Source organism: Mesorhizobium sp. M0761, assembly GCF_040320205.1.
GTDB lineage: Bacteria > Pseudomonadota > Alphaproteobacteria > Rhizobiales > Rhizobiaceae > Mesorhizobium.
In genome coordinates this window covers 1-18575 of record NZ_JAMYPF010000019.1, presented here as the reverse complement: position 1 = coordinate 18575, position 18575 = coordinate 1, and the positions used below count along the sequence as shown (strand labels likewise).

The 18575-nt window shown below is 63.8% G+C and carries 12 protein-coding genes; 9 read left to right on the top strand and 3 right to left on the bottom strand.

All coding sequences use genetic code 11. The features are described 5' to 3' along the window. Positions 1 to 47: 47 nt before the first annotated feature. Together NKI32_RS25005 and NKI32_RS25000 are read right to left on the bottom strand one after the other, a co-directional pair. Complete coding sequence (locus NKI32_RS25005; RefSeq protein WP_352443928.1) at positions 48 to 347, bottom strand: antibiotic biosynthesis monooxygenase family protein; 300 nt, start codon at positions 345 to 347, stop codon at positions 48 to 50. After that, on the bottom strand, positions 344 to 2185 hold the full coding sequence (locus tag NKI32_RS25000) for a CHASE3 domain-containing protein (RefSeq protein WP_353004086.1): 1842 nt from the start codon (positions 2183 to 2185) through the stop codon (positions 344 to 346). The genes NKI32_RS25005 and NKI32_RS25000 overlap by 4 nt, the downstream gene beginning before the upstream one ends. Positions 2186 to 2430: 245 nt before the next feature. Here NKI32_RS25000 and NKI32_RS24995 point away from each other — a divergent pair, with 245 nt between their 5' ends. The 9 genes from NKI32_RS24995 (at position 2431) to NKI32_RS24955 (ending at position 15997) form a co-directional block, all read left to right on the top strand. Continuing rightward, on the top strand, positions 2431 to 3684 hold the full coding sequence (locus NKI32_RS24995; protein ID WP_023672973.1) for an aspartate kinase: 1254 nt from the start codon (positions 2431 to 2433) through the stop codon (positions 3682 to 3684). An 83-nt stretch (positions 3685 to 3767) separates the two neighbouring features. Then, positions 3768 to 6038, top strand: a complete 2271-nt coding sequence (gene ptsP, locus NKI32_RS24990; RefSeq protein WP_023693992.1) for a phosphoenolpyruvate--protein phosphotransferase — start codon at positions 3768 to 3770, stop codon at positions 6036 to 6038. 8 nt (positions 6039 to 6046) lie between these two features. Next, a complete protein-coding gene (gene prfA, locus NKI32_RS24985; protein ID WP_023824677.1) occupies positions 6047 to 7126 on the top strand; it encodes a peptide chain release factor 1 in 1080 nt (359 codons plus the stop codon). Then, on the top strand, positions 7119 to 7997 hold the full coding sequence (prmC, locus tag NKI32_RS24980; protein WP_353004084.1) for a peptide chain release factor N(5)-glutamine methyltransferase: 879 nt from the start codon (positions 7119 to 7121) through the stop codon (positions 7995 to 7997). Before prfA ends, prmC begins: the two co-directional genes overlap by 8 nt. Positions 7998 to 8301: 304 nt before the next feature. Next, on the top strand, positions 8302 to 9282 hold the full coding sequence (locus NKI32_RS24975; protein ID WP_353004081.1) for a DUF4167 domain-containing protein: 981 nt from the start codon (positions 8302 to 8304) through the stop codon (positions 9280 to 9282). 208 nt (positions 9283 to 9490) lie between these two features. Then, positions 9491 to 12097, top strand: a complete 2607-nt coding sequence (gene clpB / locus NKI32_RS24970) for an ATP-dependent chaperone ClpB (RefSeq protein WP_023672968.1) — start codon at positions 9491 to 9493, stop codon at positions 12095 to 12097. A gap of 71 nt (positions 12098 to 12168) precedes the next feature. Beyond that, positions 12169 to 12525 carry an MmcQ/YjbR family DNA-binding protein gene (locus NKI32_RS24965; RefSeq protein ID WP_023685771.1) on the top strand — a complete coding sequence of 119 codons (357 nt, stop codon included), beginning with the start codon at positions 12169 to 12171 and terminating at the stop codon, positions 12523 to 12525. Between the two features lie 292 nt (positions 12526 to 12817). Continuing rightward, entirely contained in the window at positions 12818 to 14335 is a 1518-nt protein-coding gene (locus tag NKI32_RS24960) for a L,D-transpeptidase family protein (protein ID WP_353004079.1), read from the top strand. 102 nt (positions 14336 to 14437) lie between these two features. After that, positions 14438 to 15997 (top strand): MFS transporter, encoded by a 1560-nt coding sequence (locus NKI32_RS24955; RefSeq protein ID WP_353004076.1) that lies wholly within the window; start codon positions 14438 to 14440, stop codon positions 15995 to 15997. A 173-nt stretch (positions 15998 to 16170) separates the two neighbouring features. On the opposite strand, the gene NKI32_RS24950 is transcribed toward NKI32_RS24955, so the two are convergent. After that, positions 16171 to 18141: a M23 family metallopeptidase gene (locus tag NKI32_RS24950; RefSeq protein WP_023686664.1), complete on the bottom strand. Its 1971-nt coding sequence runs from the start codon at positions 18139 to 18141 to the stop codon at positions 16171 to 16173. Positions 18142 to 18575: the final 434 nt, after the last annotated feature.

Below are 18575 nucleotides of genomic sequence, written 5' to 3'. Positions count from 1 at the left end.
GGGGCAAGAAAGTCAAGGCCGGTTTTTGCGACTGCTGGCTAGTCGACCTATGGCCTCGAGATCACAATCGCCGCATGTTCCATCGCAACACTTGCGGGATCGATGGCCCGCATCGCTTCGCAATCGCCGATCTCGGCCATGATCCGGCCTGCGGCGGCGAGAGCCTGCTCGCGACTTCGCCAGCGCACCACATCGACCCATCCGCCATCGTCCCGCCGCGCCAGACAGCGGTTTACGAAACCAGGTTGCCGCGCCAGCCAGTCGGCGACCAGGTTGTTGGCGGCGGCAAAGCCCGCTTCCGCTCCAGGTTTGAGGCGAAAGGTGACGATTTCCAGGGCCTCGGTCATCTTGCGTCCAGCACGTCGCGCAATTTCGCCGCCAGCTGCTCGATGGTGAAGGGCTTGGCCAGGAAATGCACGTCATGGTCGAGCACGCCATTGTGGACGACGGCGTTCCTGGTGAAGCCGGTGGTGAAGATCACCTTCAGCTTCGGCATGCGCGCCAGCGCCTCCTCGGCGAGCTTGCGGCCATTCATCACCGGCATGACGATATCGGTGAACATGAGCGCCACACCAGGGTTGTCGCCCAGCTTTTCCAGCGCTTCCTGGCCGCTTGCGGCATGAATGACGGTGTAGCCGAGTTCGCGCATGGCATCCGTGGTGGAAGCCCGCACGCGTGGATCGTCCTCCACGACAAGGATGGTTTCGGTGACCGGCACGGCAGGATTTCCGGCTCGTTCCGAAGATATGGCGGCCTCTTCCGGGCCGAAGAAGCGCGGCAGGTAGATCCTGATCGTGGTGCCTTGGCCGGGTTCCGAGTAAATCTTGACGTGTCCGCCGGACTGTTTGACGAAGCCGAACACTTGGCTCAGCCCGAGGCCGGTGCCCTTGTCGACCGGCTTGGTGGTGAAAAACGGCTCGAAAGCCCGCTCCATGACGTCCGCCGGCATGCCGGCGCCGGTGTCGCTGACCGCGATCATCACATACTGGCCGGCTTTGACCTCGGCATGGGTGGCGGCGTAGCCCTCGTCGAGGTGGCTGTTGGCGGTCTCGATGGTCATCTTGCCGTCCTCGCCCATGGCGTCGCGCGCATTGACCGCCAGGTTGAGAATGGCATTTTCGAGCTGACTCGGATCGGCATGGGTCTTCCACAGGCCGCCAGCCAGCACGGTTTCTATGCGGATGGTTTCGCCGAGCGCCCGCCGAAGCAGGTCCGACATGCCGGTGACCAGACGATTGGCGTCTACAACCTGAGGCGCGAGCGGCTGCTGGCGCGAGAAGGCAAGCAGCCGTGACGTCAAGTTTGCGGCCCGGGTCGCCGCATCGGTCGCCGCTTCGATGAATTTCATGATGTCGTGCTCGCCCCGCGCCAGCTTGCGCTGGGCGAGGTTAATGGCGCTGATGATCACCGCCAGCATGTTGTTGAAATCGTGGGCGATACCGCCGGTCAGCTGGCCCACCGCTTCCATTTTCTGCATCTGGCGGATCTGCGATTCGGCCTTTTCACGCGTCTGGATTTCGTTGCCGAGCTCGATGTTCTTGCGCATCAGCTCTTCCTGGGCGATGGCCACTGCGCGGAAGCGCCGGCGCGAAAGGCGAACCGTGTAGGCGCCAAGCAGGAAGATCGCCAGCAGCGCCGCTATCGAGCCGATTCGCAGCCAGTTTTCGACCCGGTCGGTATGAGCGTCGCGCGCGGCGATGGCTGCGCCGCCAATGCGCCGGATCGTGTCCATGCTGGCCCGGATCTGGTCCATGGCGGCCTTGCCCTGGCCGCTGCGGACCAGTTCCAGAGCTTTTGCCGCATCGCCGCGATCGTAGAGTGCAATCGTCTCAGCCAATTCGGCCTGGTTTTGTGAAAGCGCGTCCTTGACGTGGTTGATCTGCTGCACGAGTTCGTCGTCCGGCGCGGTCATGCCGTCGATGCGGGCAAGCTGGCCCGGAATGGCGTCGACCGCCTGCCGATAAGGCTGGAGGTAGGATTTCTCGCCGGTCAGGAGATAGCCGCGCTGGCTGGTCTCGGCCTCCTGAGCCATCGCAAGCAAACCGGAAAGCAATTCCTGATACTCGACCGCCTCGCGCGCGGCCTCACGATTGGCTCTCTGGGTCTCGACCAGCACGGCGCGTGTGCCGACGATCAACGCCAGCACGGCGAAGCCGATGAACAGCGGCAGCGATTGCCACCGCATGGCGCGTCGAAGGCGAACAATCATTCGATATGCCGGACCAAAAGGAGTTTCCCGCGGGCAGCATTTGGTAAGCGGCGGCGGGGCCGAACGCAATATGCCGCGATCCTGAAGCCGGCATCCGCCGCCAGCCTTGCGAAACCGTGATCATTTGGCTAAGGAGGCGCGCATTCAGCGGCCGGCTTCTGTCGAGCGCTTACTTCCCCTTTCGGTCCTGGGCCGGCTTCAGTCAAAGGCATTTCGCTTCCATGGCGCGCATCGTGATGAAATTCGGCGGAACCTCCGTCGCCGACATCGCCCGCATCCGCAATGTGGCGCGTCACGTCAAACGCGAGGTCGATGCCGGCCATGAGGTCGCTGTCGTGGTTTCGGCGATGGCGGGCAAGACCAATGAACTGGTTGGCTGGACCCGCGAAGCCTCGCCCATGCACGACGCGCGCGAGTATGACGCCGTGGTCGCCTCGGGCGAGCAGGTGACTGCCGGCCTGCTGGCGATCACACTGCAGAATATGGGCGTCCATGCCCGCTCCTGGCAGGGCTGGCAGATCCCGATCAAGACCGACAACGCGCATGGCGCGGCGCGCATCCTCGAAATTGACGGCGCGTTCCTGATCAAGCGCTTCGGCGAGGGCCAGGTGGCTGTCGTCGCCGGCTTCCAGGGCATCGGCCCGGACAACCGCATCGCCACGCTCGGCCGCGGCGGCTCCGACACAAGCGCGGTGGCCATTGCCGCGGCGGTCAAGGCCGACCGCTGCGACATCTACACCGATGTCGACGGCGTCTACACCACCGATCCGCGCATCGAGCCGAAGGCGCGGCGGCTCAACAAGATTTCGTTCGAGGAAATGCTCGAAATGGCCTCGCTCGGCGCCAAGGTCTTGCAGGTGCGCTCGGTCGAGCTTGCCATGGTGCACAGGGTGCGTACGTTCGTGCGGTCGTCCTTCGACGATCCCGATGCGCCCGGAATGGGGGATTTGCTCAATCCTCCGGGAACGCTCATTTGCGACGAGGAAGAGATCGTGGAACAGCAGGTCGTCACCGGAATTGCCTACGCCAAGGACGAAGCGCAGATTTCTCTGCGCCGCGTCGGCGACCGCCCGGGCGTTGCCGCCGGCATTTTCGGCCCGCTGGCCGAGGCCAACATCAATGTCGACATGATCGTCCAGAACATCTCCGAGGACGGCAAGTTCACCGACATGACCTTCACCGTGCCGTCCGGCGACGTGGACAAGGCGTTGGCCGTGCTGGAGCGTCTGAAGGCTTCGATCGGCTATGACGTGGTGCAGTCGGAAGCCGGCATGTCGAAGGTTTCGGTCATCGGCATCGGCATGCGCAGCCATGCCGGTGTGGCCGCCACCGCTTTCAAGGCGCTGGCCGACAAGGCGATCAACATCCGCGCCATCACTACCTCCGAGATCAAGATTTCGATACTGATCGACGGTCCCTACACGGAACTCGCGGTTCGTACTTTGCATTCCGTGTACGGTCTGGATAAGCAGTAGCGAGAGCGATTTGAGTTGTTGCGTGTGCGCCGGTCGCAGTGGAAACTGCGGCGGGCAAAATGCCCATTGGAGAAGAAGCCGCGATGCGTGATACGGCCAGCGGCCCGCGCGTTCTGCTGAAACGGCTCCGCGAGCTCATGCAGGAGCCGCTGGAGCCGCAGGAGCGGCTCGACCGGATCGTGCGCGACATCGCCTCCAACATGGTCGCCGAGGTCTGCTCGCTCTATGTGCTGCGCGCCGATTCGGTGCTCGAACTCTATGCCACCGAAGGTCTGAACCCGAACGCCGTCCATTTGGCGCAACTGCGGCTGGGGCAGGGCCTCGTCGGCACCATTGCCGCGAGCGCGCGGCCGCTCAACCTCTCCAATGCACAGGAACATCCGGCCTTCGCCTACCTGCCGGAGACGGGCGAAGAGATCTACAATTCCTTCCTCGGCGTGCCGGTACTAAGGGCAGGGCGCACGCTGGGCGTGCTGGTGGTGCAGAACAAGACCATGCGCCACTACCGCGACGACGAGGTCGAGGCGCTGGAAACGACCGCCATGGTGATCGCCGAGATGATCGCCACCGGCGATCTCGCGCGCCTGACCCGGCCCGGCCTCGAACTCGATCTGCGCCGTCCCGTCAGCTTTACCGGCCTGTCCTTCAACGAGGGCGTCGGCCTCGGCCATGTCGTGCTGCATGAGCCACGCATCGTCGTCACCAATCTGTTCAACGAGGACAGTGAGGAAGAGGTGCGCCGGCTGGAGACGTCGCTCGGTTCGCTCAGGCTTTCTATCGACGACATGCTGGAGCGGCGCGATGTCGCCTTCGAGGGCGAACATCGCGAGGTGCTCGAAGCGTATCGCATGTTTGCCAACGACCGCGGCTGGGTGCGCCGGCTGGAAGAGGCGATCCGCAACGGCCTGACAGCGGAAGCGGCGGTGGAAAAGGTCCAAAGCGACATGCGCGCCCGCATGCTGCACATGACCGATCCTTATTTGCGCGAGAGGATGAGCGACTTCGACGATCTCGCCAACCGGCTGCTGCGCCAGCTGATGGGGCGCGGGCCTGACGACGTCGCGGCGTCACTGCCGAAGGATGCCATCCTGGTCGCGCGCTCGATGGGCGCGGCCGAACTGCTTGATTATCCCAGGGACAAGCTGCGCGGCGTGGTGCTGGAAGACGGCGCTGCCACCAGCCATGTCGTCATCGTAGCGCGCGCCATGGGCATTCCGGTCGCCGGCCAGATGAAGGGCGCCGTTTCCATGGCGGAAAACGGCGATGCCATCATCGTCGACGGCGAGGAAGGCACCATCCATCTGCGGCCGCAGCCCGACCTCGAAGCTGCCTATGCCGAAAAAGTGCGCTTCCGGGCGCGCCGGCAGGAAGTCTACCGGGAACTGCGCAAGAAGCCGTCGGTGACCAAGGACGGCGTCCAGGTCGACCTGCTGATGAATGCGGGCCTGGCCGTCGACCTGCCGCAGCTGGCCGAGGCGGGTGCCGCCGGCATCGGCCTGTTCCGCACCGAATTGCAGTTCATGGTCGCCTCGACCTTCCCGCGTGCCGAGGCGCAGGAGCGGCTCTACCGCGACGTGCTGGACGCGGCGCGCGGCAAGCCGGTCACCTTCCGCACCATCGACATCGGCGGCGACAAGGTGCTGCCCTACTTCAAGGGCGCCATCCAGGAAGAAAACCCTGCGCTCGGCTGGCGCGCGATCCGGCTGACGCTCGACCGGCCGGGTCTGCTCAGGACCCAGATCCGCGCTCTGCTGAAGGCCTGCGGCGGGCGCGAACTGAAGCTGATGCTGCCGATGGTTACCGAACTCGGCGAAATCGCCCAGGCGCGCGAGATCATCGACCGCGAAGTGCGGCATCTCTCCCGCTTTGCCCACCATCTGCCGACCAGCCTCAAGGTGGGCGCCATGCTGGAAGTGCCGTCGCTGCTGTTCCAGCTCGACGAGTTGATGAAGGCGGTCGATTTCGTCTCGGTCGGCTCCAACGACCTGTTCCAGTTCGTCATGGCGGTCGATCGGGGGAACACGCAGCTCTCCGACCGCTTCGACACGCTTTCGACGCCTTTCCTGCGGGTTCTGAAGCAGATCGCCGACGCCGGGGTTCGCAACCACACGCCGGTGACGCTGTGCGGCGAGCTTGCCGGAAAACCCATTTCCGCCATGGCGCTGATCGGCCTTGGCTACCGCTCGATCTCGATGTCTCCAGCCTCGATCGGCCCGGTCAAGGCGATGTTGACCGAACTGCCACTGGAGGAATTGGAGGCTTTCTTTGCCGACAATCTGATGGCGCCAGCTCAAGGGCTGCCGATGCGGGCGCTGCTGCAGGCCTTCGCCGACGACCGCTCCATCCCGCTATAGCATTAGCCATGGTCAATCTTCCCCGCGAGCGTATGGATCAGGTCGTCAAGCGTTTCGAGATGCTCGAAGCGCAGATGTCGGCCGGCCCGGCGGCCGATGCCTATGTGAAGATGGCCTCGGAGTATGCCGAGCTGCAGGACATGGTGGCCAAGGTCAGGGAACTGCGCTCAGTCGAGCGCGAGCAAGCCGACCTCGAGGCGATGCTTGCCGACAAGGGCACCGATGCCGAGATGCGGGCCCTGGCGGAGGCAGATCTGCCCGGCGTCGAAGCGCGTATCGAAGAGCTGCAGAAGGACATCCAGATCCTGCTGTTGCCCAAGGATGCGGCCGACGACAAGAACGCCATCCTTGAAATCCGCGCCGGCACCGGCGGCGATGAGGCGGCATTGTTCGCCGGCGACCTTTTTCGCATGTATGAGCGCTATGCCGCCGAACGCGGCTGGCGCTTCGAGACGGTGTCGGCCAGCGACGGCGATGCCGGCGGCTTCAAGGAAATCATCGCCACCATTTCCGGTAGGGGCGTCTTTGCGCATCTGAAATTCGAATCCGGCGTGCACCGCGTGCAGCGCGTGCCGGCGACCGAGGCCAGCGGGCGCATCCACACTTCGGCGGCGACGGTGGCCGTTCTGCCGGAAGCCGAAGAGGTCGACATCGATATCCGCGCCGAAGACATCCGCATCGACACGATGCGCGCCTCGGGTTCGGGCGGCCAGCACGTCAACACCACCGATTCTGCGGTGCGCATCACCCATTTGCCGACCGGCATCATGGTGGTGCAGGCGGAGAAGTCGCAGCATCAGAACCGGGCGAAAGCCATGCAGATCCTGCGTGCGCGGCTTTACGACCTTGAGCGCAGCAAGGCAGACGAGGAGCGCTCGGAGTCGCGCAAATCGCAGGTTGGTTCGGGCGACCGTTCGGAGCGCATCCGCACCTACAATTTCCCGCAGGGCCGCCTTACCGACCATCGTATCAACCTGACGCTCTACAAGCTCGACCGGGTGATGATGGGCGAGCTCGACGAGGTCATCAATGCGCTGATCGCCGACCATCAGTCGAAGCTGCTCGCCGATATCGGCTTCGATGGCTGACATGTTGCCCGGCGCGCTCGGGCCGTTGTTGCGGGTGGCGCGGGAGCGGCTTGCCGCGGCCGGCCTTTCCGACCCGGCGCTGGATGCCAGGCTGATCGTCGAACATTTTTCCGGCACGGACCGTACGCAGGCGATCGCCGACCCGCAACGGACGGTCGATGCGGGTGCGGTTGCCGCAATCGGCGCTGCTCTGCAGCGCCGCATGGCCGGCGAACCGGTGCACCGCATCCTCGGGTTTCGCGAGTTTTACGGCCTGCGGCTGTCGCTGTCGCCGGAAACGCTGGAGCCGCGGCCGGACACCGAAACGCTGGTCGAGGCGATCCTGCCTTTTGCCGGAGCGACGGCCGAAAGGCTGGGGGAATACCGTATCCTCGATCTCGGCACCGGTACCGGCGCGATTGCGCTGGCGCTGCTCAGCGCGGTTCCGGCCGCGACCGCCACCGGGGTCGATATTTCACAAGACGCGCTGGCAACCGCGATACGTAATGCCGAGCAACTCGGATTCGCCGGCCGGTTCGTGGGGCTGCAGTCCGACTGGTTCGAAAAAGTTTCGGGCCGATACCATGTAATTGCCGCAAACCCTCCCTATATATCGTCTGGAGACATTGGAAATCTGCAGGACGAAGTCCGCGATTTCGATCCGCACAGAGCCCTTGATGGCGGTGTGGACGGTCTTGGCCCCTACAGGATCATCGCCGCCGAGGCGGCAAAGTTTCTGGAAGCAGAAGGCAAGATAGCGGTCGAGATCGGCCACTCGCAGCGCAATGAGGTCAGAGACATATTCGCGGCAGCCGGCTACAGGCTGGCCGGGGCATTCGTCGATCTTGGCGGAAACGACAGGGTTCTTATGTTTGAACAGGGAAAGCCTTGATGCAGTGCAAAAAAGCGCTTGGCAATGCCGGGGAATGCGGCTAGGGTCCGCCCTAACCGGATGAGACGAAGCAGGCAGTGCTCTTAGCGATTCGGTTTTCCTTGGAAATAGCTGCCTTCTTGCGCAAACGACGCCCAAGCTTCGTGCGGGAATCGTCCGGCAAGTGATGTAACCGGAACGGGATGACACGTGGCGCCAACGCAATTGATGCGGGCGAACGCCGGTGAAGAAACGAAACGGCTGGCTGCATGAGCGCCTCCGTTCGTGAAACGTTTTTCGAAAATTTCAAAATGAAGAGAGTCTTATGAGGCCACAACAGCAGAACAGGCGCATGCGCGGTCGCAACAACAATGGCGGCGGCGGTGGCAACAACAATAACAACAACAACAACCGCAAGGGCCCAAATCCCCTGACGCGCAACTACGAGAGCAACGGCCCGGACGTGAAAATCCGTGGATCGGCTCAGCAGATCGCCGAAAAATACGCCACTCTGGCCCGTGATGCGCAAAGCTCCGGCGACCGGGTTATGGCGGAAAATTACCTCCAGCACGCCGAGCACTACAACCGCATCATTGCCGCCGCACAGGCGCAGATGCCGATCCAGAATGCCCCGCAGAACCGCGACGAATTCGACGACGATGAAGATCGCGACGATTTTGACAATGCCGGCAGCGGCAATGGCGGCGAGACGCAAGCGCCGATGGCGAACCACGGCAACGGTCCGCAGCCGACGATTGAGGGCACGCCGGCCGAACTCGCATACGGCCAGGAAAACGGCCGTGAGAACAACAGTGGCCGTGACAATAATGGCCGCAACAACAACGGCCGCGACAACAATGGCCGCAACCGTGACCGCCGCCCCAATGGCGGCTATGGCCAGAACGACCAGCGTGGCGACTTTGCCCAGCGTGGCGAGCAGAACGGCCAGCGCGGCGACCAGCAGCGCTTCACCGAAACCCCGGCACAGGCGGAAACCGTTTCCGCGGTTGAGCCCGAAGCCGAGAGCGGTTTCTCCGAGCCGGCGCCGCTGTACGAAAACCTGTCGCCGGCGGCTCTTGCCGCCCGGGCCGAACTCAATGAGGCAGCCGCGGAGAGCGGCGCTGCCCGTCGCCCGCGGCGTCCGCGCCGCCCGCGCAACAATGCCGATCAGGTCGGTGACGAACAGTCTGGTGGTGGCCAGGTGGTGGATGGCGCCGGCGAGACCGCTGCCGCTGTTGACGTGGTTGATGCGGCGCCGGCCGAAAGCCCTGCCGGCGACCCGTTCGCCGTCGACGCCAACAACTGACCCACAAGACATAAGTCGATGAAACGGCGGAGAGAAATCTCCGCCGTTTTCGTTTGCTCGGCGATGCAATATCATCAGCCGGACGTCTTGAGCGGCAATGGCTTGCGCCCCATATCTGGCGTGAACTGGACCCGGCTCGGATGAGCGGGTCCGTCACCGCAATCTGATCCGGTGCCGCAAAGCGGGCCGGTGATGGAAGGAGACAGATATGAACCTCGAGAAATACTCCGAGCGCGTCCGCGGATTCATTCAGTCCGCCCAGACCATGGCGCTCTCGCGCAATCACCAGCAATTCACTCCCGAACATATGCTGAAGGTCCTCGTCGATGACGATGAGGGGCTGGCCGCCTCGCTGATCGAGCGCGCCGGCGGCAACGTGCGCGACGTCAAGCTTGGCGTCGAGACCGCCCTTGAGGCCATGCCCAAGGTGGAAGGCGGCAACGGCCAGCTTTATCTCGCGCAGCCGCTGGCCAAGGTGTTTTCGACCGCCGAGGAATTGGCCAAGAAAGCCGGCGACAGCTTTGTCACGGTTGAACGGCTTTTGCAGGCTCTGGCCATGGAGAAGTCGGCCAAGACGGCCGATATCCTGTCCAAGGCCGGCGTCACAGCGCAGGCGCTGAACCAGGTGATCAACGACGTCCGCAAGGGCCGTACCGCCGATTCGGCGAGCGCCGAGCAGGGCTATGACGCGCTAAAGAAATACGCGCGCGACCTTACCGCCGATGCCCGCGCCGGCAAGCTCGACCCTGTGATTGGCCGTGACGACGAGATCCGCCGCACCATCCAGGTGCTGTCGCGGCGTACCAAGAACAACCCGGTGCTGATCGGCGAGCCGGGCGTCGGCAAAACGGCGATCGCCGAAGGTCTGGCGCTGCGCATCGTCAATGGCGACGTGCCCGAATCGCTGAAGGACAAGCAGTTGATGGCGCTCGACATGGGCGCGCTGATTGCCGGCGCCAAATATCGCGGCGAGTTCGAGGAGCGGCTGAAGGCCGTGCTCAACGAAGTCACCTCGGCGGCCGGCGGCATCATCCTGTTCATCGACGAGATGCACACGCTGGTCGGCGCCGGCAAGGCCGATGGCGCCATGGACGCTTCGAACCTGTTGAAGCCGGCGCTGGCGCGCGGCGAACTGCACTGCGTCGGCGCGACCACGCTCGATGAATACAGGAAGCATGTCGAGAAGGACGCGGCCCTTGCCCGCCGGTTCCAGCCGGTCTTCGTCAACGAGCCGTCGGTGGAAGATACCGTGTCGATCCTGCGTGGCCTGAAGGAGAAGTACGAGCAGCACCACAAGGTGCGCATCTCGGATTCGGCGCTGGTCGCGGCGGCGACCTTGTCCAACCGCTACATCGCCGACCGTTTCCTGCCGGACAAGGCGATCGACCTTGTCGACGAAGCCGCGTCGCGGCTGAGGATGCAGGTCGATTCCAAGCCCGAGGCGCTGGACGAAATCGATCGCCGCATCATGCAGCTCAAGATCGAGCGCGAGGCACTGAAGGTCGAGAAGGACGAGGCGTCAAAGGACCGGCTCGCGCGTCTCGAAAAGGAACTCGTCGGCCTCGAGGAGGAATCGACCGAGATCACCGCCAAATGGCAGTCGGAGAAGCAGAAGCTTGGCCTCGCCGCTGACCTCAAGAAGCAGCTCGACGCGGCCCGCAACGACCTCGCCATTGCCCAGCGCAAGGGTGAATTCCAGCGCGCCGGCGAGCTTGCCTATGGCAAGATCCCGGAACTGGAAAAGAAGCTGAAGGAAGCCGAAGCTCAGGACGGCAAGGCCGGCATGGTCGAAGAGGTGGTCACGCCCGACCACGTCGCCCATATCGTGTCGCGTTGGACCGGCATTCCGGTCGACAAGATGCTGCAGGGCGAGCGCGACAAGCTGCTGCGCATGGAAGACGAGATCGGCAAGCGAGTCGTCGGCCAGGGCGAAGCGGTACAGGCGGTGTCCAAGGCCGTGCGTCGTGCCCGGGCCGGGCTGCAGGATCCGAACCGGCCGATCGGCTCGTTCATGTTCCTCGGACCGACCGGCGTCGGCAAGACCGAACTGACCAAGGCGCTGGCCAATTTCCTGTTCGACGACGAGAGCGCTATGGTGCGCATCGACATGTCGGAATACATGGAGAAGCACTCGGTCGCCCGGCTGATCGGAGCGCCTCCCGGTTATGTCGGCTATGAGGAAGGCGGTGCGCTGACCGAAGCGGTGCGGCGCCGGCCCTATCAGGTCGTGCTGTTCGACGAGATCGAGAAGGCGCATCCGGATGTCTTCAACGTGCTGTTGCAGGTGCTCGACGACGGGCGGCTGACCGACGGGCAGGGCCGCACGGTCGACTTCCGCAACACGCTGATCGTCATGACGTCGAACCTCGGCGCCGAATATCTGGTCAATCTCGGCGAAGAGCAGGACGTCGATGCCGTGCGCGACGAGGTTATGAGCGTGGTGAGAGCCTCGTTCAGGCCGGAGTTCCTCAACCGCGTCGACGAGGTGATCCTGTTCCACCGGCTGCGCCGGCAGGATATGGGCCGCATCGTCGAGATCCAGCTCAAGCGGCTGGAAAGCCTGCTCGCCGACCGCAAGATCACACTGTCGCTCGACCAGGATTCGATCGACTGGCTGGCGGCGAAGGGCTACGACCCGGCCTATGGCGCGCGGCCGCTGAAGCGGGTGATGCAGAAGGACCTGCAAGATCCGCTGGCGGAAAAAATCCTGCTTGGCGAGATACTCGACGGCTCGACCGTCAAGGTCACCGCCGGCTCCGACCGGTTGAATTTCCGGTCCAGGCCCACTGTGGTGCCGACCGACGCGGCAGCCTGATCCAACGCCGCGCGTCCGACCGGACGCGCGGCATTTTCTTATGAAACAACAATCCTTTGACGGGGGTGCAGATGACGCTGGACGACTACAACAGCTTCTGCGCCTCGCTGCCGCAGACGACGCATGTCGTGCAGTGGGGCGGGGCCGATGTCTGGAAAGTCGGTGGCAAGGTCTTCACCATCGCCGGCCATGACCGGGAGGGTGGCGTCTTCGTCACCTTCAAATGCTCTGAAATGGCTTATGACGTGCTGAAGGATCAGCCCGGCTGCCGGCCGGCGCCCTATCTCGCCTCGCGCGGCATGAAATGGATCCAGCGTCAGACAAGCCAGAGCATGGATGATGATGCGCTGAAGGACTATCTCGGCGAAAGCCACCGCCTCGTCGTCCTCAAGCTGACGAAGCAGACGCGCAAGGAATTGGGCCTGTAGCAACCAGTAATCCGCCATCTTCATGCCCGGTTCATGTTGGAAAGCTTATGTTGTGGTTTGCTGGCGAAGGGGTTTGCCTGCAGGCTTTTGACGATCAGGGCGTTCCTTGCGCATCCAAACGGTGGCGAGAACGTTCTGGTGGGAACACTGCCGGGCGGCGGCAATTACGCATGACCCCGAAAATCGAAATTCGATTTTCGGAAAGGATCATGCGCAGACATGAAGTGTTACAGCGACCTTTGCGCGTCCAAACGGACGCGCGGCGCTGTAAGTACCGGAGAGTTTGACCACCATGTTCCGCACGATCCTTGCCTTTTCGGTGCTCGCCCCCGGGCTGCTCACGTCCAGCGCCATGGCATCGCCGACTGTGGACAACGCACTGCCGGCCGTCCGCGCCGCCGATAGCGGCGGCATTGTGCTTGCCCAGGACGGCAATCTCGACATCTATTACGACGCCAGGGGCAACCGCGTCATCGTCGATGCCGAGACCGGCAAGGTCATCGCCATCCAGCCGCCGCAGACCAGGCTCGACCGCCGCGCGCTGCGCCGGGAAATGCGGGCACGTGAGCTTGGACGCGCACCGGTCGAAGACGACGACCGCTACTATCTCGACGATCCCGAAGACATGGCGCGTTTCCGCCGCAGGCAACTGGACGATCAGGGACGAATCCCCGGCCCGCCGGTTGATGAATACGATCCTGAAAGCGACAGATTCCTGGGGGCCGCTCCGCAGGATGATGCCAATGACAGCGACACCTATCCGGAAGCGCCGAAATCCGCTGAACCGCGGCCCGTCAAGCGCCAGCCGCTGAACGAAGCCTCTATCGATCCCGCCGAACCGGCGGCGCCCGCCGACCAGGCCGCGCTGCCGCCGAAAGCCGGTGGCAAGACCGTGGTCGATCCCTCGCTTTCACTCGGCGCACGCCAGGATGTAGCCGCCTTGCAGGTGCTGCTCGACCGCGCCGGCGCTTCACCCGGCGTCGTCGACGGGCGCTTCGGCTCCAATGTCGACAAGGCGCTTGCCGCCTATAACCAGATCACCGGCAGCAATCTGCGCTCGACCGACGCGGTCGGCATCCAGGCTGCGCTGGCGCAAACCGGTGGCGATGCTTTCGCCAATTATACGATCACGCCCGAGGACGCGGCCGGGCCTTATGTCGCCTCGATACCGGAGGATTACAGCCAGAAGGCGCAGCTCGACCGCATGGCTTACACCTCCGTCACCGAAGCCTTGGCCGAACGGTTCCACATGGACGAGAACTACCTGAAGGGGCTCAATCCCGAGGCCGACTTCAGCCGTCCCGGCACCATCATCAAGGTCGCCAATTTCGGCAGGCTGGTGGCGACGCCGGTTGCCCGCATCGTCGCCGACAAGGACAAGAAGCAGGTGTTCGCCTATGACGCCGGTGGCAAGCTGGTCGCGGCCTATCCGGCCACCATCGGTTCAGCCGACACGCCCTCGCCGACCGGCACCCATACGGTGTCGCGCGTCGCGCTCGATCCGAACTACACCTACAACCCCAGCATCAATTTCAAGCAGGGCCAGAACGACAAAATCCTGACCATCCCGCCGGGTCCGAACGGCCCCGTCGGCTCGGTGTGGATCGCGCTGGACAAGCCGACCTATGGCATTCACGGCACGCCCGATCCCTCCAAGATCGGCAAGACCGAAAGCCATGGCTGCGTGCGCCTGACAAATTGGGATGCGCGTGAACTGGCCAAGCTGGTGTCGCCGGGCGTCACCGTCGAGTTCGTCGGCGGTCCCTCGGCCGATGATGTTGCGGAGCAAGTGAGCGCTCCAGCGCAGTGATATCGGCCTGCCCATAAGGCAGACCGATATCCAAAGCTGGATTCATGAGCGCAGGGCGCTGGCTGGTTGTTGCCGGCCCGCAACAAGTCTAAGCAGACGCTCATGAAGTCTCCGAGCGAAGCCGCAGCCGTTCCCCTGAGCAGGGCGCTTTCCAACGGTACATTTTGCCCGCAGTCGCAGCGCAAGTTCGTGTTGGTCGCGGCGATCCTGGCGTCAGCGCTCGGCTTCATCGACGGGTCGATCCTGGCCATTGCCATGCCGGCAATGCGCGTCGACCTCGGCGCCAGCCTGGCCGAGGTCCAGTGGATTTCCAACGCCTATGCGCTGACGCTGTCGGCGCTGATTCTGGCCGGCGGCGCCGCCGGCGACCGGTTTGGCCTCAGGCGCGCCTTCGTTGCCGGCATCGCGCTGTTCATCGTCGCTTCGCTGGCCTGCGCGGTGGCGCCGAATGCGCTGGTGCTCATCGCCTTTCGCGCCATTCAGGGCATTGGTGCGGCGATCATGGTGCCGGGCAGCCTCGCCATCATCGCCAAGGCCTATCCGAAGAAGGAGCGCGGCCGGGCGATCGGCATCTGGGCCGCCGCCTCGGCGCTGACGACGGCGCTCGGTCCGGTGCTCGGCGGCTTCGTTCTGTCGGCCTTTGGCGGCGGTATCTGGCGGGCGATCTTCGCCGTCAACCTGCCGCTCGGGCTGATCTCGATCTATCTCCTGCTGGCCAAGATTCCCGCCGACGCGCCGACGGAGAAGCGAAGCCTCGATCTCGGCGGCGCCGCTCTCGCCACGCTTGCCTTCGGGGCGCTTGCCTACGGACTGACCTCGATGAGCGCCGAAGGCAGCGGGCTGATGTCGGGGCCGAGCATCGCCGCAGGCGCCGTGCTGCTTATCATCTTCATCGTCTTCGAGCTTCGGCAGCGCGAGCCGATGATCGATCTCAAGCTGTTTCGGATCGGCGCCTTTGCCGGCGCCAACCTCGCCACCTTCTTCCTGTATTTCGCCCTGTCGGCCAATCTGTTCTACCTGCCGATGCTGTTGATCGCCGGATGGGGGCTGAGCACCAAAGAGGTCGGTTTCATCTTCCTGCCGCTGTCGGCGTCGATCGCGCTGCTGTCGGGTCTCGTCGGCCAGTGGTCGGATCGCATCGGTCCGCGTTTTCCGATCGCCAGCGGCTGCCTGGTAGTTGCCATCGCCTTTGCCGGGCTGGCTTTGCTCACTCATGCCGGCATGCACAATTTCTGGACCGGTATCTTTCCGCTGATGGCCGTGATGGGGCTCGGCATGGCGCTGGTGGTGTCGCCGCTGTCGACGGCGGTCATGACCGCGGTCGAGGACAAGGATACCGGCGCCGCTTCCGGCATCAACAATGCGGTTTCGCGCATTGGCGGGCTGATTGCTGTGGCGGCGATGGGCTCGCTCGCGGCCTGGGTCTATTCGACGATGCTCGATACCAGCGTCAGGCCGGGCATTCCGGGGTTCGGAGAACCGGCATTGGCCGGCCTGGCGCCAGACCTTGATGCAACACGGCTCGCCGCCAGCGATGCGGCGTTCGCGGCCGTGTCGACAGTGACGGCCGTGCTTTGCCTCCTTGCCGCTGTTATCGCCTGGGCCACCGTTTCGGGGCAAAAGCTGCCTTGGTCACGAGCCGAAGAGGAGCAGTCGACCTGATTCGGAGCCGACCCGATTCGGAATGCTCTGATGGGGCGATTATGATTCGCCGGCGTCGAGTGTGACGGCTTAAAGCGCGTCGCGCTGAAACGGATTCATACGACGCGCTTTAAGTGTTTGTTTTGAGGCATGTCGTTGTCCCAGAACCGCGGCACACTTCTGGGCGACATGCATTAGCCTTCGATCTTGGCGCTCGCGACCTTCAGCGGATTGCTGTCTTCCTGCTTGAGCAGTTCATCGATGCGCTCGCGCTCGCGCTTGAAAGCGACCAGGTCGTCGCCCTTCAGCACCTTGCCGACCGGCAGGCGCACGCGCATCGGGTCGACCTTGGTGCCGTTGACGATCAGCTCGTAGTGAAGATGCGGACCGGTGGAGAGGCCGGTCTGACCGAGGAAGCCGATGGTCTGGCCCTGGCGGACATGAACGCCCGGTTCGATGCCTTTGGCAAAGGCGCTCTGGTGATTGTAGGAGGTCTCGTAGCCATTGGCATGGCGGATGATGATCTGCTTGCCGTAGCCGCCGGCCCAGCCGGCCTTTTCGATGGTGCCGTTGCCGGCGGCGATGATCGGCGTTCCGATCGGCGCCGCCCAGTCGACGCCGGTATGCATGCGGACATAACCGAGGATCGGATGTCGGCGGGCGCCGAAGCCGGAGCGGAATTTCCCGGCCGGCAGGGGATTGCGCAGCAGGAACTGCTCGGCGCTCGATCCATCCTCGTCGAAATAGTCGGTCGAGCCGTCCTGCATCTGGAAGCGGTAGAAATTGCGTGTCTGGCCGCCGAAGGTCGACGAGACATAGAGCAGTTCCGATTCGTCGGAGGCCTGGTCGTCGCCGTCAGGCTGCGAGAACAGCACGTCGATGCGGTCCGATGGATTGAGCCTGGACTGGAAGTCGACGCCGGAGGCCAGGAGCTTGACCAATTGCTGGGTCAGCTTCTTCGACATGCCATAGGAATAGGCGGCGCGGTAGATGCCGTCATAGACATTCGGCAGATTGCCGCGCACCACCACCGGTGCCGACGAATCGTCGAACGCGGTCAGCAATTCGGGGTTCGGCTCCGGTTCCTGCGCCGGCACATACTGGCCGCGGTCGTCGAGCGCGATGGTGACGATGTGCGTTGTCTTGTCATAGACGCTGGTGCGAACGACCTTGGCGGCGTCGCCATGTACCTCGAGCCCGACCCGCAGCACGGTTCCGGCCTTCAGCGCCGGTGCGTTGAGCAGCTTGCCGATCGCCTCCGCCATGCCGGTGGCGTCATCGCCCGTATAGCCCGAATCAGCGAAAGCCTCGGCAATGTCGCGGTCCCTGGTGAAGGGAATGATTTCCTCGGCGAAAGCCGGGGTCTGGTCGTCGAGCGCGACGCGCGGCGCCACCGAGACGTTTTCCGGCACGATCTTGACGTCGTAGGAGCCGGCCATCGATTCGGCGAAGGCATCGCCGAATCGCTGCGGGTCGACATAATGCAGCGAGGCGACCTGCACGGCGCCGTCGCTGAGGTCGGTGCCGGCTTCGCGCACCACTTTTTCCACCTCGTCGGCGGACAGGTCGCTTTTCTCGTCGAAGGAGGCCGTCTCGACCGGGAAATCGACCGTCTTCAGGCTCATCTCGCTTTCGACCTTGGCGCCGTAGATCTGGCCCCCAACTGCGGAAGCCGTCGCCGGCTGCGCCGGCGTCGAGTCGCCATCGTCGCCGAACACCTGCATCGGGTCGAAAGGCGGATAGGCGCGGTTGGTGGTGTGGCCGGCGGCCAGCGCCATCTTGATCTGCACGAACGGCATGGTGTGGATAACGTCGCGGTCACCGACCTTGGTCACCATCGACACTTCCATGCGCCGGCGGTCCTTGGCCTTGGCGATCTGGCGCGGCGCCACCAGCCTGGTGGTCTTGGCGACCTCGCCGGAATCGCCGCCGCTTTCGAGCTGGGCCAGTTCGGCGATTTCGGGCGGGGTTGCCAGCTGCTGGCGGCCGTCAAGGGCGGCAAACAACGCCACGCCCATCAGCACACTCGAGGTCACGCCGGTAAGAAAGGTGCCCGACAGCCAGCGCGCCGAAACCTCGCGCCGGTCGGGCGGGCCGCTGCGGCCATCCGCGATCAGCGGCGGCTCATTGCCGAGTTCGGCTATGACATCTTCCGTGTCTGGCATCCAGAAAGGCTGCTTCTTCCCCGGGCGGAACGGCTTTTCGCTTCTGTTGGGCCATGACATTTGCCTGTCACGGCGAGTGAAGTCAACGAAGCGGCGAAATCCCCACGCACACGCTCTGTTTTACAGCCCCTTGTAGAGAGGCGTCTTTATCCTCTTGTAGGAGGCTCCGAACCGTGATGCGCAGACCCCGCTTTGGCTCTTATAGGAAGGCACCTCGCGGGCCGCGCCGAGCCCTTCTTTGTTGGCCTTGGTGTCGAACGGCAATGCGGCGGCAATAGGGCTCCTTTTTGGCAATGCCAATGTTCCCTTGGGGCAGTCCGCGTCGCCAAAACTTCTGTCGTAAAAAGTTCAAAAACATCGTCGATGACTGTTGACAGTTCTGGTTGGTGGCGACTATATACGCCTCACGAACGAGGGCGGTGCGCCGCTGGCGG